Genomic DNA, 20626 nt, shown 5'->3' with positions numbered 1-20626 from the left:
ATGCAGGAGGTCACCGAGGACGTCGTCGCACTCCGCCGGACCTTCGGATGCTTCCCGTCGGGAGTGACGGCGGTGTGCGCGCTGGTCGACGGGACGCCGACCGGCATGGCGGCGAGTACGTTCACGTCGGTGTCGCTGGCCCCGCCCCTGGTGTCGATATGCGTCCAGGACACCTCGGCGACCTGGCCGAAGCTGCGGCACGCGCCGCGCCTCGGGCTGAGCGTGCTCGCCGAGAGCCACAACGAGGCCTGCATGCGCCTGTCCCGCAAGGAGGGCGACCGCTTCGACGGGGTCGACTGGGAGCACCGGCCGGGCGGGGGAGTGTTCGTCCTCGACGCGACCGCATGGCTGGACTGCCTCCTCCACGATGAGATCCCGGCCGGCGATCACGTGATCGTGCTGCTGGAGGTCCGCGGCCTGCTCGCCAGGCCGGAAACCCCTCCGCTGGTCTTCCACACCAGCCGGTTCCGCAGGCTGGCACCGGTTTGAGGAGGAAGCCGCGATGAGGTGACGGCGACGCGCCGAAACCGCGTCCGCCGACCGTCGATGCGCATGGCACGGGCACTGGAATCCACCGGTGCCCGTGCCGCTCTCGTTTCACCGGCCATCACACCGCGCGGCCGAGTGCGGGGCTCTCACGGCCGGGGCCGGGCTCACACGTCCTGGACGCTGAGCAGCCTGGTCATCCTGCGGCCCGCAATGTTCAGCAGGCTCGCATAGCGTTCGGCCTTGCCGGGGGCGGCCGGACCGGTGACCGACAGGGCCGCGACCGTCGCGCCGGTCGCGCCGGCCAGCGGGATGGCGACGCTCATGTATCCGACGCGGGCCTGTTCGTACTCCACCGCGTAGCCGAGTTCGCGGGCGCGCTCGAGCTCCTGTTCCAGGAGGCCGGGGGCGATCGTCGTGCGGGCGGTCGTCCTGGCGAGCGGTGCCGCCACGACCTCCTCGAAGAGGCTGCGAGGCCCGAAGGCCAACAGGGCCTTGCCGGTGGCGGTGCAGTGCAGCGGCATTCGCCCGGCGACCCGGGACGGCCGTCCGACCTGCGCGTGCCCGGAGACCTTCTCCAGGTAGAGGACCTCCAGCCCGTCGACGACGGCGAGATGGACGGTCTGACCGGTGGCCTGCAGCAGATCCTCCATGAACGGCCGGGCGAGGTCCCGCAGGATCCGCTGCCGCGGAACCCGCTGGCCGATCTCGAACAGCCGCATGCCCAGGCTGTACTTGCCGTGGCGCCGCTCCAGGAACCCCCAGTGCACCAGCTCTTGGCTGAGCCGGTGCACGGACGCCTTCGCCAGGCCGGTCCGGCGCGTCAGCTCCGACAGGCCCAGCGCTTCGTCGTCGATGCCGAAGGCTTCGAGGATGAGCTGGGCCTTGCCCAGCACGCTGCTGCCTTCGGTGGCCGGCTCCTGTGCACCGTGAGCGGAATCCGGTCGTCCGCCGCTGGGGACGCCCGGTTCGACGCCGCCGCCCGCCGGGTGTCGTCCGAGCGGCCCGGACTGAATGATCAAATCTCTGGCGGCGTCCATGGACCGATGTTGACCTGGGGAAATAGCCATGTCAACGGACGAGTTCCATTTAGCGGACCGGCGGTGCTCACCCGGTCGGCGCTGAACCGCGGGGCGCGCGCCGGCCCGAGACCTCGGCGAGGAACCCGAGGCTGAGCGGGTTGTAGCGGGCGGCCTGCTCGTGCTGGGGCCAGTGGCCGGTGTCGTCGAACAGCTCCAGCTGTGAGCCGGGAATCGCCTCGTGCATGGCCTGCGCTTCCGGGACGTCGCCGAGCGCGTTCGCCACCCTGACCCTGGCGAGCACCTCGCACAGGCGGCGCATCGCCGTCACGGCGACCGTGTTCATCCCCAGGGCGAAGTCGGCCGCCCCGTGGTCGGGCACGACCTTCGGCATCCCGACCCGGGCCGTGGGCATACCGCGCGCCCGCAGGAGTTTGGCGTCGGTGGCGCCGCTGTTGTCCGGAACCGCCCGGTGCGGGCGGCCCGAGGCCGCCTCCCAGGCCCGGACCGCGTTACGGGCTTCGCCGAGGGCATCGCGGAACCGCTCGGCACGGTCGACGTGCTCGACCTCGTCCCAGTGGGTGTTCATGAGCGTCGAGTGCGAGGCGCCGACGCCCAGGACGATGCGCGCCATTACGGCAGGGCCCGCGGCTCGGTGTCCGCGGCGGGCGCCGGCTGGGCGGGCGGGTCGGAGACCATCGGCCTCTCCTCTGTCCGGTCTCGGTTCGGCATGGTGGACGGGCCACCATGTGTCGGTGAGACAGAGGAGAACACCTCGCCCGAAACGACCGGTAACGCCTCAGTCCGCCCACCGGACCACCGCGGCGCGGACGGCCGGGCGGATTCGTGACCTCGGCGGCGGAACCTAGGCCGCCGGCGGGGTCATTTGGCGGCGACGCCGCCGTAGACCCAGGCGCCGCCGCTCGCCGCGGCCTCCTGGTCGTCGGCGTGCCACCGGTTGACCTTGACCAGCCCCGGTTCGACGAGGGTGAGGCCGTTGAACAGGCGCAGGATCCGGTCGTGGTCGCGGAAGACCATGGGCGCGGAGGCGTTCTCGTAGGCGGTCTCGATGATCTCGACGAGATCGGCGGGGCGGTCGTCCAGGGTGCTGTGGGAGATGACGAGGTGGCTGCCGGGGGCCATGCGGTCGGTGAAGGCGGCGACGATGCCCGCGGGGTTCTCGGCGTCGGTGACGAAGTGCAGCATGGCGTTGAAGATGACGCCGACCGGGCGGTCGAAGTCGATGAGGCGGGCCACGGCGTCGGAGGCGAAGACCGTTGCGGGGGCGCGCATGTCGGCCTGGACCGCGGCCGTGCGGTCGTCGGCGGCCAGCAGGGCGCGGGCGTGCACGATCACGATCGGGTCGATGTCCACGTAGACGACGTGCGCGTCCGGGTGGACGCGCTGGGCGATCTCGTGGACGTTGCCTTGGTTGGGCAGTCCCGCGCCGAGGTCGATGAACTGGTCGATGCCCAGCTCGGCGACGTAGGCGATGGCGCGGCCGAGGAAGCGGCGGTTCGCGCGCAGGGCCTCGACGCCGTCCGGGATGGACGCGATGAGGTGGCCCGCGAGCTCGCGGTCGGCGGCGTAGTTGTCCTTCCCGCCGAGCACGTAGTCGTACATGCGGGCCACGTTGGGGGTGTTCGGGTCGATCCCCTGGGGCACGCCTGGCTGTTGCGACACCGGTAGTTCCCGTCTGCCGTCGGCGGTGGGTCTGTAAAAATGATCTTAAACGGTGACATCGTGCGAAAGTAGTGATTTGCGCAGTTCACTGTGCCACGATGGCGCTGATCCGCACCCGGCGCATGGAGCGCGAATGGAATTCAGCCTCAACGGCAAGCGCGTCGACGTCGGTGTCGGGCCCGAGGAGACCGTGGCGCGGGTGTTGCGGGAGCGGATGGGGCTGACCGGGACGAAGGTCGCCTGCGGCACGGGCGTGTGCGGCACCTGCACCGTGCTGGTCGACGGACGCACGGCGGCGAGCTGCCTGATGCCCGCCGGCGCGGCGGCGGACCGCGAGATCACGACCGTGGAGGGTCTCGGCGGCGACCATCCGGTGCAGCGGGCCTTCGCCGAGCACGATGCGCTGCAGTGCGGCTACTGCACGCCGGGCTTCGTGGTCGAGGCGGCGGCGTTCATGGACCGGTGGCGGGCCGGGCACGGCACGGCCGAGCCGTCCCGCGAGCAGATCGCCGAGGCCCTGGCGGGTCACCTGTGCCGCTGCGGAGCGTACGCCGGCATCTACGAGGCGGTCGCGGCGGCGTGCGCGGGCAAGCACGACGACGCGCCGGTGACGCCGGCGCGGGTGGAGGCCTACAGCAAGATCACGGGCGAGGCGCGGTACACGGCGGACGTCGTCCTGGAAGGGCAGCTCGAAGGCGTGATCGTCCGGTCGCCGCACCCGCACGCGAAGGTGGGGGAGATCCGGCACGACGGTCCGCTGGCCGAGCTGCTGCCGCCGGACCGCGTCGTCCGGTACGTGGGCCAGCCCGTCGCCGCGGTCGCCGCGCCCACCCGGGCCGAGGCGCTCGCGGTCGCGGCGCGCGTCGAGGTGGAGTACACGGCGCTGCCCGCAGTCCTGTCGTCGGAGGACGAGACCGTCGTCTATCCGACCGGGGAGTCCCGCAAGGGGGCTCCGCGCGCGAACGAAGGCCCGCTCGCGTCCGCCAAGTGGAACGGCAACGTACGCGGACCCGCTGCCATGAGCTGGCGCGGACGCACGGCCGTGAAGCGCATCGAGAAAGCCCGGAACGACGACGGCCAAACCCTGGTGGAGGCCACCTTCACCACCGGCGTACAGGCCCACACCTGCATGGAGCCGCACTGCTGCGTGGCCCGCTGGGACGACGGTGATCTGCATCTCCACCTGTCCACCCAGGCCGTGACCCGCGTCGCCGAACAGGCGGCCAAGCGCTGGAAGCTCCGCCCAGAGCAGGTCCATGTCGTGGCAGAGCATGTGGGCGGCGGTTTCGGCTCCAAGGTCAACGTCACCTCCGACGTGGTCGCCGCCGTGGAACTGTCCCGCCTGCACGGCGCGCCGGTCAGGGTCGTCCTCAGCAGGCCGGAGGAGCTCGTCGACGGCGGCACCCGCCCCGGGGTGCGCATCGAGCTGGCCCTCCTCGCCGACGCCGACGGCGGGCTGTCGGCCTTCACCATGGACGGCCACGGCGACTCCGGCGTCTCCATCGGGTCCAACGCCGCCTGGCACTCGCGGTTCTTCTACGGCAACGCGCCCCGCCGGATCCGCGACTACGACCACGTCACCAACCGCGCCCCCGGCATACCGTTCCGCGGCCCCGGCATGCCGCCGATGCTGTGGGCTCTGGAACAGGCCGTGGACGAGATGGCGCTGCGACGCGGCGAGGATCCCATCGCGCTGCGCCGCCGCTGGGACGGCAACGCCAAGCGCCACGCGCTGTACGACCGGGCCTCGGCCCTGCCCATGTGGCGCGACCGCACGGATCCGGGCGACGGCCGTCTCCGCCGCGGCGTGGGCGTCGCGGCCGCCAACTACATGTACTTCCTCGACCCGGGCACCAAGGTCTCGCTGGCGGTCGAGCAGGGCGCCGTGGTCGCCCGGATCGCCACCCAGGACATCGGGACCGGCAGCCGCTCGGTGATCGCCGAGGTCGTGCGGTCCGCGCTCGGCCTGCGGCCCGGTCAGGTGCGCGTCGAACTCGGCCACAGTGACCACGCCTATGGGCCGACGTCCGCCAGCAGCTGCTCCACCCCCTCCATCGCCCCCGCGGCCGAGGACGCGGCGCGCCGGCTCCGCAAGGCCCTCGGCGCCCGCTCCCTCGACGAGGCCGAGGGGCTCCAGGTCGTCGGCAGGCGTCCACGGGACCGCCGCGGATACGTCACGCCCTTCGCCCTGGACCACTTCGCCATCGGCCGGGGCTTCTCGGGAGCCGTCGTCGTCACCGAGGTCGAGGTGGACACCCTGCTCGGCCGCGTCCGGCCGACCCGCGTCTGGAGCGGCGTGGCCGCCGGCCACATCTACGCCCCCCGGCTGGCCCGCAACCAGTGCGAGGGCGGAATCATCCAGGGCATCGGCTACGCCCTGTTCGAGCAGCGCCACGAGGACCCGGCCACCGGCACCGTCCTCACCGCGAACCTGGAGGATTACCACATCCCCGGCATCGCCGACACTCCGGAGATCGACGTGCACTTCCATACCGAGGGCTGGGACCACGTGCCCGGCCGCGGCGTCGGCCTGGGCGAGGTCTGCACCATGGCCGTCGCCGCCTCGATCGGCAACGCCGTCAGGCACGCCACCGGCCGGCGCATGCATGACCTGCCCATCCGGCCCGACCGGCTGCTGGAGGGGACCGGCACGTGACCACCCTTGAATCCGCCGCCAGAGCCGTCCGCGACACCGGCGGCGAACTGCGCGCCGGCGGCACCGACGTCATGACCCGGGCGACCCGCCCTCCGGTCGACCTGCTCGGCGTCCCCGGCCTGCGCGGCACCGCCTGGCGGCCGGACGGCTCCGCCCGCATCGGCGCCCTCACCACCATCGCCGACCTGCTCGCCGACGACCGCCTGACCGCCGCCTATCCCGCGCTCGCCGCCACGGCCGCCGCCGTCGCCACCCCGCAGATCCGCAACGTCGCCACCGTCGGCGGCAACCTCCTCCAGCGCAACCGCTGCTGGTACCTGCGCAACCCCGCCTTCTCCTGCCACCAGACGGGAGGCGACGGCTGCCCCGCCCGCGAGGGCGCCCACCTGTACTCGGCCGTCATCGACCAGGGCCCCTGCATCGCCCCCCACCCGTCCTCACTCGCCATCGCGCTCCTCACCTACGCCGCGACCGCCGAAGTCCACGGCCGCTCCCCGCTGGGCATCGCCGAACTTTACGGGGACGGCGGTGACCCGACACGCGACCATCTTCTGGAGTCCGGCGAGATCCTGCAGGCCGTCCTCATGCCCGCGCCCACGCCGGCCGAGCGAGCCGCATACCGCCGCGCCACCGCCCGTGAGATGGCGGAATGGCCCTTGGTCGAAACCGCCGCCCGCCTCACCCTCGACGGCGACACCATCACCACCGCCGCCGTGGCCGTGGGCGGAGTGGCCCGCACGCCCCTCCTCCTCCCCGAAGTGGCCGAAGCCCTGCTCGGCAAGCCCGCCACCGGGGAGACCCTGGCCGCCGCCGCGGACCTGGCGACCGCCCGCTGCACCCCCTTGCCACGGAACGCCTACAAGGTGGCCATCCTCCGCGCCACCCTGATCGACACCCTCACCGCCTGCTCGGCTCCACCTCCCTCCCCCTGACCCGGGAGCCTTCCGCAACCTGCGGTCGGGAGGCGCGGGACCCCGGTATGTAGGGTCGTGGCATGTCAGCCGTGCCGCCAACAGAACCGGGCATCATCGCCGGTGCCGACCCCAAGCCGCGCTCACGTCAGGTCACGGACGGGCTGGAGGCGACGGCGTCGCGCGGCATGCTGCGTGCCGTCGGGATGGGCGACGAGGACTTCGCCAAACCGCAGATCGGCATCGCGAACTCGTGGAACGAGATCACGCCGTGCAACCTGTCGCTCGACCGGCTCGCGCAGGGCGCGAAGGAGGGCGTGCATGCCGGCGGCGGATACCCGCTGCAGTTCGGCACGATCTCCGTGTCCGACGGCATCTCGATGGGGCACGAGGGGATGCACTTCTCGCTCGTGAGCCGCGACATCATCGCGGACTCCGTCGAGACCGTCGTCCAGGCGGAACGCCTCGACGGGACGGTGCTGCTCGCGGGCTGCGACAAGTCCCTGCCCGGGATGCTCATGGCCGCCGCCCGCCTCGACCTCGCGAGCGTGTTCCTGTACGCGGGCTCGATCATGCCGGGGTGGGTCAAGCTCTCCGACGGCACGGAGAAGGACGTCACGATCATCGACGCGTTCGAAGCCGTCGGGGCGTGCGCGCGGGGGCTCATGAGCCGCGAGGACGTCGACCGCATCGAGCGCGCCATCTGCCCGGGCGAGGGCGCCTGCGGGGGCATGTACACGGCGAACACCATGGCGTCCGTGGCCGAGGCGATGGGGATGTCGCTGCCCGGATCGGCGGCGCCGCCGTCGGCGGACCGGCGCCGCGACGCGTTCGCGCACCGCTCGGGAGAGGCCGTCGTGAACCTGCTGCGGCGGGGGATCACCGCGCGTGACGTCATGACCAGGGAGGCGTTCGAGAACGCGATCGCCGTCGTCATGGCGTTCGGCGGCTCGACGAACGCCGTGCTGCACCTGCTCGCGATCGCGCACGAGGCCGAGGTGGACCTCACCCTCGCGGACTTCGACCGCGTCGCGAGCCGCGTGCCGCACCTGGGGGACCTCAAGCCCTTCGGCCGGTACGTCATGAACGACGTCGACCGCATCGGGGGAGTGCCCGTCGTCATGAAGGCCCTGCTCGACGCCGGGCTGCTGCACGGCGACGCGCTCACCGTCACCGGGCGGACCGTGGCCGAGAACCTCGCCGACATCGACCCGCCCGACCCGGACGGGAAGATCCTGCGGGCCCTCGACGACCCGATCCACCACACGGGCGGGATCACGATCCTGCACGGGTCGCTCGCGCCCGAAGGCGCCGTCGTGAAGTCCGCCGGGTTCGACGAGGACGTGTTCGAGGGCACGGCTCGCGTGTTCGAGCGCGAGCGCGCGGCGCTCGACGCCCTGGAGGACGGCACCATCACGGCGGGGGACGTCGTCGTCATCCGGTACGAGGGCCCGAAGGGCGGGCCGGGGATGCGCGAGATGCTCGCCATCACGGGGGCGATCAAAGGCGCGGGCCTCGGCAAGACCGTCCTGCTGGTCACCGACGGCCGGTTCTCCGGCGGGACGACGGGACTGTGCGTGGGGCACATCGCACCCGAGGCCGCCGACGGCGGACCGATCGCCTTCGTGCGCGACGGCGACCGCGTCCGGCTCGACGTGAAGGGCAAGCGGCTCGACCTGCTCGTGGGCGACGCCGAGTTCGCCGCCCGGCGGACGCCGGACTGGGCGCCCGTACCGCACCCGTACACGCGGGGCGTGCTCGCGAAGTACACGAAGCTCGTCCAGTCGGCATCGAAGGGGGCCGTCCTCGAGTAGAGGGAGCCGGCCGAGCGGACCGAGCGGCCTGCCCGGTGTGCCGCCCGGAGAACATGCGAGGCTCATTCCAGGAATTCCAGGCCCCCTCGCCGGCGGACGCCTGGCGCCGCGCGGAACGGAGATCGCTCAGTGAAACTCGACGTGCAACTGGACGGCCGGCCGGATGAGGCGGCGCAGCGTGCCCGCGCGCTGATCGCCGCCGGGGTGGACGGCCTGTTCACCTTCGAGGGCCCGCACGATGTGTTCCTGCCGCTGATCGTCGCGGCCGGCTCCTCGGAGGTGCCGCCGACCGACCTGATGACCAACGTGGCGATCGCCATCCCCCGCAGCCCGATGAACCTGGCCAACATGGCCTACGACCTGCAGTTGCTGAGCGAGGGCCGTTTCCGGCTCGGCCTGGGCTCGCAGATCAGGCCGCACATCGAGAACCGGTACGGCTCGACCTGGAGCAGGCCCGCCGCCCGGATGCGCGAGACGGTGCTCGCGGTGAAGGCGATCCTGAACTCCTGGCAGGACGGCACCCCGCTGGACTTCCGCGGCGAGTTCACCAAGCACACCCTGATGCCCGCGACGTTCGTCCCCGGACCGAACCCCTACGGCGTTCCGCCGGTCCTGCTGGGCGCGCTGGGCCCGGTGATGACCCGGACCGCGGCCGAGGTCGCCGACGGCCTGCTGGTGATGCCGTTCCACAGCCACCGGCATTTCCGCGAGCGCACGCTCCCCGCCGTGGCCGAGGGCCTGGAGCGGGCGGGACGCGAGCGGATCGAGCTGTACCCGCAGGCGATCGTCGCGATGGGCGGCACTCCCGAGGAGATCACGGCCGCGACCTTCGGGGTGAAGGCGCTCCTGGCGTTCTACGGTTCGACCCCGGCGTACAGGCCGGTCCTGGACATCGAGGGCTGGGGGGACCTGCAACCCGAGTTGAGGGCGCTGTCCAAGACCGGCGACATCATGGCGATGACCGGTCTGATCGACGACACGATGATGCGGACTCTGGCGGTCGTCGGAACGCCGGCCGAATGCGCCGCCGAGATCAAGACCCGGTTCGGCGATGTGGCCGAGCGGGTCTGTGCCTATTTCCCCGGATCGACCCACCCGAAAGAGACGGTCGCCGCCCTCGCGACCGAACTGAGCAGAACGCCCTGAACGCGTCCACCAGCCTAGGCATTCGACTCATGCGAGTGAGCTAGGGGAGGCGGTACTGGGAGACGAAATCCCAGATCACGGCGTTGGCGTTGATGTCGTAGGTGGTCCCGCCCAAGAACGGCCCGAGGAACGGGATGCCGCCGGGCCAATTGTGACCGCCGCCTCTGATCTGGTAGAGGATGACGGGGCCGTCGGCCGGGCAGTCCGGGTGGTCGTGGCGGACGACGGTGGTGTTGTCGTCGGGCGCGATGTCGGGCAGGTTCGTGGCGACGGTCCTGGTGCCGCAGCCGTTGTTGCGCGTCCAGAAGTCGAGCGCCGGCCGCACGGTGGAATAGGGGACGACGAAATCGCCGTCGCCGTGGATCATGACGATCGGGACATGCCGTCCGGGGCGGCAGGAGCCGGGGTCCGACAGTTGGCCGGCGACGGCGACGAAGGCGGCGAACCGGTCGTTGTCGCAGGCCATCTTGCTGGTGAAGAAGCCGCCGTTGCTCATGCCGGAGGCGTACAGGCGCTGGGGATCGGCGTCGAACCGCTGAACGAGAATGTCCTGGAGCCGCTGCACGAAGCCGGGGTCGTCCACATCGGGGGACGATGTCGCGGGCGGGACGCCCTGCCAGCCGATGCCGTAATGCTCAGGGGTGATCATGATGAAGCCGCGGGTCTGAGCGTAATCGGCCATACGGCCGAAGAACTCGGCGAGACCCGGCGTCTCCAAGAGCCCGGGGAAATGGAACAACACCGGCCGCGGGGTGCCGTCGTAGTCGTCGGGCAGGCGGAGAATGGCGTTTCTGGCCTGCCCGGCGTGGGTGATGCGGATGGCGTGGTCGCCCGGGTCGGGACGGCGATCCTCGACCGTGAACGTGACCGGCTGGAAAGAAGAGGAGCCGCCGCGCCGCACGGTGCCGATCCCCGCCCACTTCACCGTCGCCGCGCCGGGGACCGTGACTCCGCCGTTCACACGGGCGGAGATCTCCACGCCCGCGCCGGGGTCCTTGAGGGTGAAGTCGCCCTTCAACCCGAAGGCGCCCCGGGCGATCTGGAACGAGACGTTCGCCGTCCCGCCGTCGGCGCCGGGGAGCGTGCCCGCACCCTGAATCTTGTCGGTCTCATACGTCGCGACGTTGTCGAGGACGGCGATGGATCCTGACGACAGTTCTCCGGTCAGGTCGTAGGCCGGGGAACCGGCCGCGGTGACCGTGACACGGTCTTCGGCGGGCGGAGCGGCCTGGGCGGCCCCGGCGGGTGCGACGCTCAGCGCCGCTCCCGCAAGGAACACGGCGGCGAGACCGCGCCAAGACCGAGGCGGGTGGTCCACGGTAGGTACCTCCTGCGAGCCCGTGCCGTCGGCACTTGGGAGAAGTCGCGCCACAATAGGTCCTTTCGAAGCGGCCGCCAATGCACAACCGAGAGCATCCGGCGCGAAAAATTCATCGCTTCCGGATAAAGGAATGACATGAGTCGAGGTCGACGGCACCGGGCGCCGTGCACCCGCAGGCGGTGCGGGGACCGTTCGGGTGGCAAGGGCCGGGGGTCCGCGCCGGGCTCGAACCGGCGCAACTCCGACCGTGTTAGCTCACTGTCGCTCTTATGTCGCGGAACGTGCCCGCCATGGCCATGCGAAATGGCATTGAGGCCGCTGGTGGCCGCACATGATGGGATACTGTTACAGGCTTCGTCACCTGCATTAACAGGCCGACAGCACTGGTGACCGTGCGGCCTCACGAGAACGGGAACTGGAGACATGGACGACGCGCAGCAGCCCGCCACGATCGATACGACCGTGCCGCACTCGGCCCGCATCTGGAACTACTGGCTGGGCGGCAAGGACAATTACGAGGTCGACCGGGAGATGGGCAGGACGGTCGAGGAGATCTTCCCCGGGTTCGTGCAGTCGGCCAGGATGACCCGCCAGTTCACGGGCCGCGCGGTCCGCTTTCTCGCGGACGAGGCCGGGATCCGCCAATTCCTCGACGTCGGCACCGGGCTGCCGACGGCCGACAACACCCACGAGGTGGCGCAGCGCGTCGCGCCCGAGTCCCACATCGTTTACATCGACAACGACCCGCTGGTCCTCGCCCACGCCCACGCGCTGCTCACCAGCACGCCGCAGGGAGCGACCGCCTATGTGGACGCCGACGTGAACCAGCCGGACGAGATCCTGGAGGCCGCGCGACAGAGGCTGGACTTCGACCGGCCGATCGCGCTGATGCTGATGGGGATCCTCGGCCACATCGACCCTTACCAGCGGGCCCGTGACATCGTGGCCACCCTCGTCGACGCGCTGCCGTCCGGCTCCTATCTCGCCATCGCCGAGGCCGACGACACCCACCCGCCGTTCGTGGAGTCCATGCGCGCCTACGCCGAGTCCGGCGCGATCCCGTACCGCCTGCGCAGCCCCGAGCAGATCCGCGGGTTCTTCGCCGGCCTGGAGATGGTCGAGCCGGGACTCGTCCCGCCGTACACCTGGCGGCCGGAGCGGGAGAGCGACATCGGCTCCGCCGAGCCCATCCCCGGAACCGGCCTGGCCGCGGTGGCCCGCAAGCCCTGACGGCCATAGTGCCAAGCCTCCGGACCATCGCCGATGGTCGATCCTCCCGTTACGTCAGGGACGGATCCGCTGGATCACGGGGCGTCAGCATCATGTGGATGTCCTCGGCGGCCCACAGCACGAAGCGTTCGATGGGCGTGACCGTCCGCCCGGGGGCCGGCTCCAGGCGGAACCGCTTGAGCAGGGAGGCCAGCACCAGTTCGGCCTCGACCATCGCGAGAACGGAACCCTCGCAGCTGCGCGGGCCGAGCCCGAACGGGATGTAGGCCAGCCGGGGCCGGTTCGCCGACGCCTCGGGCGTGAACCGCTCCGGGTCGAACGCCTCCGGGTCCGGCCAGTACTCGGGGTTCATGTGGACGGCCCAGAACGGGTAGAAGATCGTCGTGCCCGCGGGGACGGCGTAGTCGCCGAGCATGAGGTCCTCGGTGGCCTCCCGCGCGCCGTACGGCCCGGGCGGGTACAGCCGCATGGCCTCCTTGAGCACCATGTCCAGATAGGTCAGCCGCTTGAGGTCGCCGTACTCGGGGACGGCGCGGTCGCCCAGAACCTCGTCCAGTTCCCTGGCGACGCGGTCGGCCGCGTCCGGGTGGCCGGCCAGCAGGTAGAGCGTCCAGGAGATGGCGACGCCGGTGGTGTGGTGCGCGGCCAGCATGGTCATCAGCACCGTGTCGCGGATGCGCGCCGGGGACTCGCCCGCCCCGGCCAGCGCCGCGATCAGGTCGCTGCGGTCGGCCTCCTCGGCGCCGCGCTCGCGGTGCGCGGCGAGCACCTGGTCGACGGTCGCGCGCAGGTAGGCCAGCGCCTCGTCGGCCCTCTCCTTCCCCGGGCCGTCCGGGGTCATGAACTCGGTGAGGACGGTCTCGAACGCGGACACGACCCGTCCGGCGGACCCCGGGGACTCCAGGCCGCTCCCGAGCGCGTACTGGCAGATCATGCGCAGCGACAGCTCGCTCAGGTCCTTCTGCAGGGCGATCGGGCCGTCCTGGCTCGCCCAGCGGTCGGCCAGCTCGGTCGTCAGCGCGGCGAACTGCGCGAAGTGCGCCTCGTGCGAGGGCCGTCCGGCCAGCACCGACAGCATCACCCGGCGCCACGGGCCGTGCTCGCCGGCCGGGATCGTCTGCAGGTTGCCCGCCTCCTGCAAGGGGGCGAGGAATTCGAACAGCTTCTCCGGCCGCTTGTCGATCTTCGCGGTGGCCTCCAGCAGCACCGGGTCGGCGACCGACACCGCCGCGCCCGCGCCGGGAAGCGGGAAGCGCACCACCGGCCCGTACTCGGCGTGCAACCGCAGCTGGTAGTTGTGCAGTCCACCGGCCGCGGTAATCGCCTCGGCACCGTCGCCCTGGGCGGGCGGGCCAGGGATCTGCGAGGGGGTGCTGCCGTCGCCGGGCATGTGCGCTCTCCCGCCGTGAGAGTCTTCGATCGGGTCGTCCACGAGTTGATCACAATGCTCACATGTCCGTGAATAGTTCGCGATATATGAGCCGGGCCCGAATCGCGAATGGCCGACATCGGCGGCTCGCCGGCCGGGCGGGGATCTGCTCCTGAAATCGACCATCATCCCGGGGAACAACCGGAAAGGGCCGGGGCGTTGATGCCGATCATGAAGCTCGGTGTCAACGTCCTCAACTTCGGTGCCCACGCGACCCCGGAGGCGTTCGCGGGCTGGGCCCGGTTCGCCGAGGAGGCGGGATTCGACTTCGTGATGGTCTCCGACCACCTCGCGGTCACTCCCGACGTCGCCGAGCAGTATCCGGCGCCGTTCTATGACCCGTTCACCGTGCTGGCCTGGCTGGCCGGGACGACCGAGCGGATCGGCCTGGGCACGACGGTCACCGTCCTGCCGTACCGGCACCCGCTGCAGCTCGCGCGGGTCACCGCGAACCTGGACCGGCTCAGCGGCGGGCGGCTGATATTCGGGGTCGGGGTCGGCTGGGCAAAGCGAGAGTACGCGGCGCTGGACGTACCGTTCGAACAGCGCGGTGCATTGGCCGACCAGTCCCTGGAGGTGATCCTCCAATCCTGGACGCAGGACTCGGTCACCTACGGTGGCGAGACGATCGATCCAAGGCCGCACCCCGTCCAGAAACCGCACCCGCCCGTCTGGGTCGGCGGGCAGGCGCCCGGGGCGCTGCGCCGGGTCGCGCGGTTCGGCGACGCCTGGCACCCGATCAACATCGCACCGGACCGGCTCCGTGCCGAGGGGCTCCCGGCCCTGCGCAGGGCCGCCGAGGAAGTCGGACGGCCCGTGCCGGCACTGGCCCCCCGCATCCGGCTGGACGACGTTGACCAGGCTCTGCGGCAGGCCGAGGAGTTCGCCGAGCTGGGAGCGACCCACCTGCTGTTCGACACCTACCCGGGCAGCCCCGAGCGAGCGGGAACACCCGAGGAAGACCAGCAGAGGCTCGCCGCCTTCCGCGACTCCTTCTGACCCCGAACCGCGGCCACGACGCGGTCCAGCGCGATCACGCGGGCGACGAACTGCGATCTTCGGCCCACGTGGCCGGCAAGTGGTGGACACGTGGTGAGCACGTGGTCGGCACCGATGCCCGTTCACCCTCCTGGGCCGCAGGCTGAGGGCACAAGGAAACGCAGCGCCCTCACAGGCAAGACGGAAGGAAGCGACCATGTCGGAGAACACCGAGTTCGAGATGCCGACCCCGGACGCCGCCCTGAAGCGGCTGGACTTCCTGGTCGGGAGCTGGAAGTTGAAGGGCTCCACGATCGAGGGGCCGATGGGCCCGGCCACCGAGATCCTCGGCGAGGAGAGTTTCGAGTGGATGGACGGCGGCTTCTTCCTCGTCCACCGCTGGACCAGTTCCTTCGAGGTCGCGGGAACCGCGGTGGTCGACGCCGGGTACGAGATGTTCGACTACGACTCCGCGACCGGCCGGTTCCGCACGCACTTCTTCAACAGTCTCGGCCCCTACGACGACGCGGGCAGCAAGTACCACGGCGGCTTCACCGGGGACGCCCTGGTGGTCGCCGGCCCTGCCCGGATCACCCGTACGCCCAACGCCGACGGCACCGTCACGGTCGACTCGGACGTGCCGGTCGGCGAGGACACCTGGGCGCCGATGATGACCTACACCCTCACCAAGACCGGCTGACATCCTCCGGTGGGGCATCGGGGCGGAGGAGGAGGGTACGGGCGTGCTCGAAGCGGGCGCCGAGGCGTTCCCAGCCTCGGACGGACGCTTCCAGCGCAGCGGCGTCGCCGGACAGGCGCCATCTGATGCGCTGCAAGCAGGCGCCGGCCCAGTCATTCTCCTCAGTGTCGGCCTCCACTTCGGGCAGGCGCTTCTCGGCCTCGGGCAGTCCGGCCATGACGGCGAGTTCGACGGCGGCGGCGTGGGCGTACGGCTCGTAGCGGGCGCCGGGGACGTCCAGGAACGCGCGTTCCAGAAGACCGGCCGCGCCGGCGAGGTCACCGGTGTGGACGGCGATGCGGGCGTCCACGAAACAGGCGAGCGGCGAGAGCTGGACCTGGAACGGGTTGGGGATGCCGGAGACCGCGTCGACCCGGCCGCGCCACTGCGCGGACAGCTCGCGGTCGCCGAGCAGCCCGTAGGCCAGTGAGGTGAACTGGACCGCCGCCGGCATCCCGAACGCGGGCGGGCTTCCGGCGCGTCGCCAGCTGTCCCACATCGTGACGGCGTACCTCAGCGCCTTCTGGAGATCCCCGGCGAGCACCAGCACCGGGATCACCTTGGCTGCGGGCAGGTAGGGGTGCCGGCCGAGCAGGTCGTCGGCCAGCAGCCGGTCCGCGGCGGCGAACGCGGCCGGCAGGTCGCCGGCGGCGACCGCGTCGGCGCACGCCCCGCTGTACACGTCGTCGATCTCCGGGGCCGGGTACGGATCGCCGGCGTCGTTGCGCGGCAGCAGGGCGAGCCGTTCGCCGCTGATCCGGTGCGCCTCCCGCAGCCGCCCGGAGGTGGCGGCCGCGGTCCGCAGCACGTCCAGGGCACCGCTGATCAGTACCGGGTCGGCGGTGGCCCGGGCCGCTTCGACGGCCCTCGCGCCGAGCACCGGGTCGGGGGCGAGTTTGCGCGTGCTCGCGCACCATGCCGCCGCGCAGGCCAGATGGGCGGCGACGGTGGGATCGGCGGGGTCGCCGACGACCTCCGCCTCCCGGAGCAGGCCGCCGAGCCGCTCGTGCGGTATCTCCGTCCGGAACGTCGCCGGGAAACGGCCGACCAGCTCGGCGGCCCGGGCCAGCGCGATCGCCTGGGCGTCGCCGTCCCCGGCGGTACGGGACGCGGCCGCCGATCTCAGCCGCAGCTCGAACGCATGGCCGGTGTCGTGCATGACCTGCGCGCAGTCTGCCGCGCGGCCCCAGGCGGCGGCCGCGTCCGGCGCCCTGGGGGCGTGTCCGGCGGCACGCTCGTAGTGCCCTTGGGATTCCCGCAGGAACCGGCGCGCGTAGGCCAGGCGGCCGAGCGAACGCGCCAACCCGTACGGGATGGAGTCCAGCCCCGGGGGGACCGCGGCCAGCGCCGCCCGCAGGTCGGCGGCAACGGTGTCGAAGTCCTCGCTCGGGCCGCCGTCCTGGGGGTTCTCCAGTAGCGCCGCCGTCGCCGCGGCCCAGACCAGGTGCCGGTGCCCGACCTCGGTCCGTTCGCCGCTGAGGTCGAGCTGCTCTGCGGCGCAGGCACGGATGGTCGCCAGCATGCGCCACCGACTCACCGGGCCGCGCTGGTGCATCACCAGGCTCTTGTCGACGAGCCGTCCGAGGACGTCGGCGCCCGCCACCGGATCGACATCGCAGACCGCCGACACGGCCGCCAGGTCGAACGAGCCGGTGAAGGCCGCCAGCCGGCGCCACAGCACCCGTTCCTCCTCCTCCAGCAGATCATGGCTCCAGTCGAGCACCCCGCGCAGCGAACGATGCCGCACGGTGGGGCCGCGGCCCCCGGCCAGCAGCCGGAGATAGTCGCCCAGTCCGGTGAGCAGGCCGGACGCCCCGAGCGAGGCGCTGCGGGCCGCCGCGAGCTCGATCGCCAGCGGCAGCCCGTCCAGACGCGCGCACAGATCCGCAACCACGGCCGGGTCGGCCACGTGGTCGGGATCGGCGGCCAGCGCCCGGTCGGTGAAGAGCCGCTGAGCGTCGGAGTCCAGCGGGAGCGGCCCGATGTGCAGGATCTGCTCACCCGGCAGGCCCAGCCGTTCGCGGCTGGTGGCCAGGATCGCGGAAGCGGGGCAGGCCGCCAGAATCCGGTCGGCGAAGTCCGCAGCCGCGTCCAGCAGGTGCTCGCAGTTGTCCAGGACCAGCAGCGACCGGCCCCTGGCGAGCCGTTCGGCGATGGTGTCCTCCAGCGGCTGCTGCGGCCGTTCCGACACGCCCAGCGCCTCCGCCGCCGCCTGGGCGACGAACCCGGCGCCGACGGGCGCAAGATCGACGAACGCCCCGCCGAACGGGAACAGGGGACCGGCCTCGTCGCAGACGACGACCGCCAGCCGTGTCTTGCCGACGCCGCCCGGCCCCAGCAGCGTCACCAGCCGTCCGCCGCCCAACGCGGCCAGAACCGCGTCACGCTCCCCGACGCGCCCGATGAACGAGGTCCGCGCCCGCGGCAACCCGGCCAGCCGCCCCAGCGGCGGCGGAACGCCCCCGCCGACCGTTTCGGCGAGATCGGCCAGCGCGCTCCGTCCCGTCACCCCGTACTTGCGCAGCAGCGACGACACGTGGCCCTCGACCGTGCGCACCGACACGTTCAGGCGACGGGCCATCCGGGCGTTCGAGAGCCGAAGCCCCAGAAGTGCCAGCACTTCGGCCTCACGCGCGGACACTTCGACGGGATGCTCCCCCACCCTCCGATCATGACCGAACTTCACCAAGTTCGTGGCAAATTGCCAGGTTGCGGCCTAACTCGACCGATATGCAGGGTGTGCGGACGGTACCGGGGCCGTCCGGAATGGGGTGCGGCGCGGCGGACGTTGAAGGCGGTGTGACCACACCCGAGGAACGCCTGATCGCGGCTCGCACCGCCACGCTGGAACTCATGGCGTCGCTGAGCGGCGATTGGGACGGCGTCGTCGAGGCGTCCGCGCAAACCGGGGTGGACGATGAGCACGATCCGGAGGGCGCCACCATCGCCTTCGAACGCGCCCGGATCCAGGCGTCTTTGAACCAGGCCCACGCGCATCTGGCCGACATCGACGACGCGCTGCGCCGGCTCCGCGACGGCACCTACGGCGTCTGCGAACACTGCGGTGGACCGGTCGGGGTAGAGCGCCTGGGCGCGCGGCCGACCGCCCGTACCTGCATCGCCTGCGCCAGCGCCTGACCCGCCCAGGCACGCGACGCCGGCGCGCCACGGCGCAGCGCGAGCGTCCGCACCGGGACTACTCCGTGCCGTCCGCCGGCAGGCGTTCCGGCAGCCCGAGCCGTGGGAACCGGTCGTCGTGGAACGTGACGATCTCGCTGATCGCCCCGCCGGTGACGCGCAGGACGTCGATGGTCAGCGGCAAATACGCGCCCTCGTGCTTTCGCCACTGGTAGAAGGCGACGGCGGGCTGCCGGTTCACGGAGGTGGGGACGGCGCGCAGGCCCGTCATGCCCTCGAAGCCGCTCTCGATCCAGTCGTTCACCACCGCGTCGCGGCCGATGTACAGGCCCGGCGTGGGCGGCATCGAGCACCGGACGTCGTCGCGCAGCAGTGCGGCGAGCCCGTCGACGTCGGTGGCCACGCTGGCGTCGGTGTAGCGGCGCACCACCTCGCGCGTCCCGGCGTCCTCCTCGCCGCCGGTCCAGTCCTGCCGCTCGGCGGGCAGGTGCTCCCGCATGCCGGCGCGGGCCCGCTGCAGCGCGCTGTTGACGGAATTGACGGAGTCCCCGAGGAGTCCCGCGACGTCCTTGGCCGGCCAGCCGAGCACGTCCCGCAGGATCAGCACGGCCCGCGGGCGCGGCGCGAGGTGCTGGACCGCGACCAGGTACGCGAGCTCGATCGTCTCCCGCGCGACGGCCACGGTCTCCGGCTCGTTCGCGTCGCCCGCGGGCAGCTCGTCGAGCAGCCGGTCCGGGTAGGGCTGCAGCCACCGCACCTCGCCGCCGGTCGCGGGCTCCGGGCGGCGCTTGGCGAGCAGGTCCAGGCAGGCGTTGGTGGCGATCCGGTACAGCCAGGCCCGGAACGTCGACCGCCCCTCGAAGGTCTCCCGCCGCCGCCAGGCGCGCAGGAACGTCTCCTGAACGGTGTCCTCGGCGTCCTCGAACGATCCGAGCATCCGGTAGCAGTGGACGTGCAGCTCCCGCCGGTGCCGCTCCGCCAGCCCCGAGAACGCCGGCTCGTCGACTTCGCCCAGACCGCTCACTCCCAGCTCCTCCAGCCGCGTGTCCGCACCCATCACGTCATCCTTCCCTCTCGTCATGTCCCGTCGAACGTGTGACGGATGCGGGCGCGACAACTCATCACCCGGGTCGATCAGCGGGCCTTACCCGCGAGCCTGCGGGCCGTAGCGTTCCACGCAGAAGGCCGTGAGACCCCTGACGAGCCACTCGATGGCGGGGGCCGCGTAGTGGGTCCGGTCCCAGGCCGCGTGCAGGTGGATCTGGAGGGGGCCCGCCGTGCCGTTGATGATCAGCGGTTTGAGTCCGAACCGGGGGTCGTCGGACACGACCGCGATGCCATGGCTGGAGGCCGCCATCGCCTGCGCGACCTGGGGCGTCGCGCATTCGAAGACCACGTCGAAGGAGACGCCCGCGGCCAGGGCCGCCTCGTCGAGCAGGCGGCGGCTGCCGTGGTCGACCGTCAGCACGACCAGGGGCTCCAGCGAGAGCTCGCCGATGGCCACCTCCGAGCGGGCCGCCCAGCGGTGACCAGGGTGGACGTAGGCCCACAGCGGCAGCCGCGCGACGGGGCGCCAGGCGAACCGCCTGCGCGGGGGACCCGAGCTGATCGCGACGTCGGCGCCGCGGGCGAGCGCGCGGTACGCCCGCGTGGGGCTCTCCTCCTCCACCATGACGATCGGGTCGTCCGGCCCGCATCCGGCGAGGAAGGGCGCGATCACGTCGGTGATGGTCGTGGCCGGTGCCGCCACGGTCAGGCGGGTCACCTGGCCGCCCGCGATCGCCGCCGCCGCGGCCCTCGCCGTGTCGGCACGGGTGACCAGGTCACGGGCGATCGGGAGGAACCGGAGCCCGGCCGCGGTCAGCCGCATCCGTTTGCCGGTGCGGTCGAACAGCGTCATGCCGAGGGACGTTTCGAGGCCGCGCAGCTGCCGGGACAGGGAGGGCTGCGCCACGTGCACCTCCGCGGCGGCCTTCGTCACCGAGCCGGCGTCGACGACGGCGAGGAAGTAGCGAAGAACCCTGAGCTCCATGGCGCCGTCCTCCGGGATGGTCGATGCCTGAAAGGCATGAAACA

General features: G+C 71.9%; 17 protein-coding genes. 9 read left to right on the top strand and 8 right to left on the bottom strand.

The window, feature by feature from the left end; translation table 11 throughout:
• Positions 1-489: a flavin reductase family protein gene (locus tag AB0C35_RS34520; protein ID WP_358465520.1), complete on the top strand. Its 489-nt coding sequence runs from the start codon at positions 1-3 to the stop codon at positions 487-489.
• Between the two features lie 164 nt (positions 490-653).
• On the opposite strand, the gene AB0C35_RS34515 is transcribed toward AB0C35_RS34520, so the two are convergent.
• The 3 genes from AB0C35_RS34515 to AB0C35_RS34505 all read right to left on the bottom strand — a co-directional run bounded on the left by AB0C35_RS34515 (position 654) and on the right by AB0C35_RS34505 (position 3188).
• Entirely contained in the window at positions 654-1526 is an 873-nt protein-coding gene (locus tag AB0C35_RS34515; RefSeq protein ID WP_358465517.1) for an IclR family transcriptional regulator, read from the bottom strand.
• Positions 1527-1593: 67 nt separating this feature from the next.
• Positions 1594-2139, bottom strand: coding sequence for a hypothetical protein (locus AB0C35_RS34510; RefSeq protein ID WP_358465514.1), 546 nt, complete (start codon positions 2137-2139; stop codon positions 1594-1596).
• A gap of 248 nt (positions 2140-2387) precedes the next feature.
• Positions 2388-3188 carry an SAM-dependent methyltransferase gene (locus AB0C35_RS34505; RefSeq protein ID WP_358465511.1) on the bottom strand — a complete coding sequence of 267 codons (801 nt, stop codon included), beginning with the start codon at positions 3186-3188 and terminating at the stop codon, positions 2388-2390.
• 133 nt (positions 3189-3321) lie between these two features.
• Between AB0C35_RS34505 and AB0C35_RS34500 the strand changes: the two genes are divergently transcribed.
• From AB0C35_RS34500 to AB0C35_RS34485, 4 genes are all read left to right on the top strand, one after another.
• Entirely contained in the window at positions 3322-5844 is a 2523-nt protein-coding gene (locus AB0C35_RS34500; RefSeq protein WP_358465508.1) for a molybdopterin-dependent oxidoreductase, read from the top strand.
• Positions 5841-6776 carry an FAD binding domain-containing protein gene (locus tag AB0C35_RS34495; RefSeq protein ID WP_358465505.1) on the top strand — a complete coding sequence of 312 codons (936 nt, stop codon included), beginning with the start codon at positions 5841-5843 and terminating at the stop codon, positions 6774-6776. The genes AB0C35_RS34500 and AB0C35_RS34495 overlap by 4 nt, the downstream gene beginning before the upstream one ends.
• A 62-nt stretch (positions 6777-6838) precedes the next feature.
• Positions 6839-8569, top strand: a complete 1731-nt coding sequence (gene ilvD / locus AB0C35_RS34490; protein WP_358465502.1) for a dihydroxy-acid dehydratase — start codon at positions 6839-6841, stop codon at positions 8567-8569.
• Between the two features lie 129 nt (positions 8570-8698).
• Positions 8699-9715, top strand: a complete 1017-nt coding sequence (locus AB0C35_RS34485; protein ID WP_358465499.1) for a TIGR03617 family F420-dependent LLM class oxidoreductase — start codon at positions 8699-8701, stop codon at positions 9713-9715.
• Between the two features lie 40 nt (positions 9716-9755).
• On the opposite strand, the gene AB0C35_RS34480 is transcribed toward AB0C35_RS34485, so the two are convergent.
• Positions 9756-11033 (bottom strand): prolyl oligopeptidase family serine peptidase, encoded by a 1278-nt coding sequence (locus tag AB0C35_RS34480; RefSeq protein WP_358465496.1) that lies wholly within the window; start codon positions 11031-11033, stop codon positions 9756-9758.
• A 426-nt stretch (positions 11034-11459) separates the two neighbouring features.
• Between AB0C35_RS34480 and AB0C35_RS34475 the strand changes: the two genes are divergently transcribed.
• Positions 11460-12266, top strand: a complete 807-nt coding sequence (locus AB0C35_RS34475; RefSeq protein ID WP_358465493.1) for an SAM-dependent methyltransferase — start codon at positions 11460-11462, stop codon at positions 12264-12266.
• A 49-nt stretch (positions 12267-12315) separates the two neighbouring features.
• Here the strand turns inward: AB0C35_RS34475 and AB0C35_RS34470 are convergent, their stop codons facing one another.
• A complete protein-coding gene (locus AB0C35_RS34470) occupies positions 12316-13656 on the bottom strand; it encodes a cytochrome P450 (RefSeq protein WP_358465490.1) in 1341 nt (446 codons plus the stop codon).
• 210 nt (positions 13657-13866) lie between these two features.
• Between AB0C35_RS34470 and AB0C35_RS34465 the strand changes: the two genes are divergently transcribed.
• Both AB0C35_RS34465 and AB0C35_RS34460 read left to right on the top strand, forming a co-directional pair.
• Complete coding sequence (locus AB0C35_RS34465; RefSeq protein WP_358465487.1) at positions 13867-14694, top strand: TIGR03619 family F420-dependent LLM class oxidoreductase; 828 nt, start codon at positions 13867-13869, stop codon at positions 14692-14694.
• A gap of 196 nt (positions 14695-14890) precedes the next feature.
• A complete protein-coding gene (locus AB0C35_RS34460) occupies positions 14891-15373 on the top strand; it encodes a DUF1579 family protein (protein WP_358465485.1) in 483 nt (160 codons plus the stop codon).
• On the opposite strand, the gene AB0C35_RS34455 is transcribed toward AB0C35_RS34460, so the two are convergent.
• Positions 15357-18074 carry a LuxR C-terminal-related transcriptional regulator gene (locus AB0C35_RS34455; RefSeq protein ID WP_358465482.1) on the bottom strand — a complete coding sequence of 906 codons (2718 nt, stop codon included), beginning with the start codon at positions 18072-18074 and terminating at the stop codon, positions 15357-15359. The genes AB0C35_RS34460 and AB0C35_RS34455 overlap by 17 nt on opposite strands.
• A gap of 137 nt (positions 18075-18211) precedes the next feature.
• Between AB0C35_RS34455 and AB0C35_RS34450 the strand changes: the two genes are divergently transcribed.
• On the top strand, positions 18212-18550 hold the full coding sequence (locus tag AB0C35_RS34450; RefSeq protein WP_358465479.1) for a TraR/DksA C4-type zinc finger protein: 339 nt from the start codon (positions 18212-18214) through the stop codon (positions 18548-18550).
• 58 nt (positions 18551-18608) lie between these two features.
• Here the strand turns inward: AB0C35_RS34450 and AB0C35_RS34445 are convergent, their stop codons facing one another.
• Positions 18609-19607 (bottom strand): RNA polymerase subunit sigma-70, encoded by a 999-nt coding sequence (locus AB0C35_RS34445; protein ID WP_358465476.1) that lies wholly within the window; start codon positions 19605-19607, stop codon positions 18609-18611.
• 87 nt (positions 19608-19694) lie between these two features.
• Positions 19695-20582 (bottom strand): LysR family transcriptional regulator, encoded by an 888-nt coding sequence (locus AB0C35_RS34440; protein WP_358465473.1) that lies wholly within the window; start codon positions 20580-20582, stop codon positions 19695-19697.
• Positions 20583-20626: the final 44 nt, after the last annotated feature.

The sequence above is a fragment of the Spirillospora sp. NPDC048819 genome (assembly GCF_040650055.1).
In the GTDB taxonomy this organism is placed as follows: Bacteria; Actinomycetota; Actinomycetes; order Streptosporangiales; family Streptosporangiaceae; genus Spirillospora.
This window is presented reverse-complemented; position numbering and strand designations above follow the sequence as displayed.

Bases quoted from the DNA above. Each gene is read 5' to 3' on its own strand.
- AB0C35_RS34440 (WP_358465473.1), bottom strand. From the start codon at position 20,582: ATGGAGCTCAGGGTTCTTCGCTACTTCCTCGCCGTCGTCGACGCCGGC.
- ilvD (WP_358465502.1), top strand. From the start codon at position 6,839: ATGTCAGCCGTGCCGCCAACAGAACCGGGCATCATCGCCGGTGCCGAC.
- AB0C35_RS34470 (WP_358465490.1), bottom strand. From the start codon at position 13,656: ATGCCCGGCGACGGCAGCACCCCCTCGCAGATCCCTGGCCCGCCCGCC.
- AB0C35_RS34465 (WP_358465487.1), top strand. From the start codon at position 13,867: ATGAAGCTCGGTGTCAACGTCCTCAACTTCGGTGCCCACGCGACCCCG.
- AB0C35_RS34500 (WP_358465508.1), top strand. From the start codon at position 3,322: ATGGAATTCAGCCTCAACGGCAAGCGCGTCGACGTCGGTGTCGGGCCC.
- AB0C35_RS34520 (WP_358465520.1), top strand. From the start codon at position 1: ATGCAGGAGGTCACCGAGGACGTCGTCGCACTCCGCCGGACCTTCGGA.
- AB0C35_RS34445 (WP_358465476.1), bottom strand. From the start codon at position 19,607: ATGGGTGCGGACACGCGGCTGGAGGAGCTGGGAGTGAGCGGTCTGGGC.
- AB0C35_RS34475 (WP_358465493.1), top strand. From the start codon at position 11,460: ATGGACGACGCGCAGCAGCCCGCCACGATCGATACGACCGTGCCGCAC.
- AB0C35_RS34460 (WP_358465485.1), top strand. From the start codon at position 14,891: ATGTCGGAGAACACCGAGTTCGAGATGCCGACCCCGGACGCCGCCCTG.
- AB0C35_RS34510 (WP_358465514.1), bottom strand. From the start codon at position 2,139: ATGGCGCGCATCGTCCTGGGCGTCGGCGCCTCGCACTCGACGCTCATG.
- AB0C35_RS34515 (WP_358465517.1), bottom strand. From the start codon at position 1,526: ATGGACGCCGCCAGAGATTTGATCATTCAGTCCGGGCCGCTCGGACGA.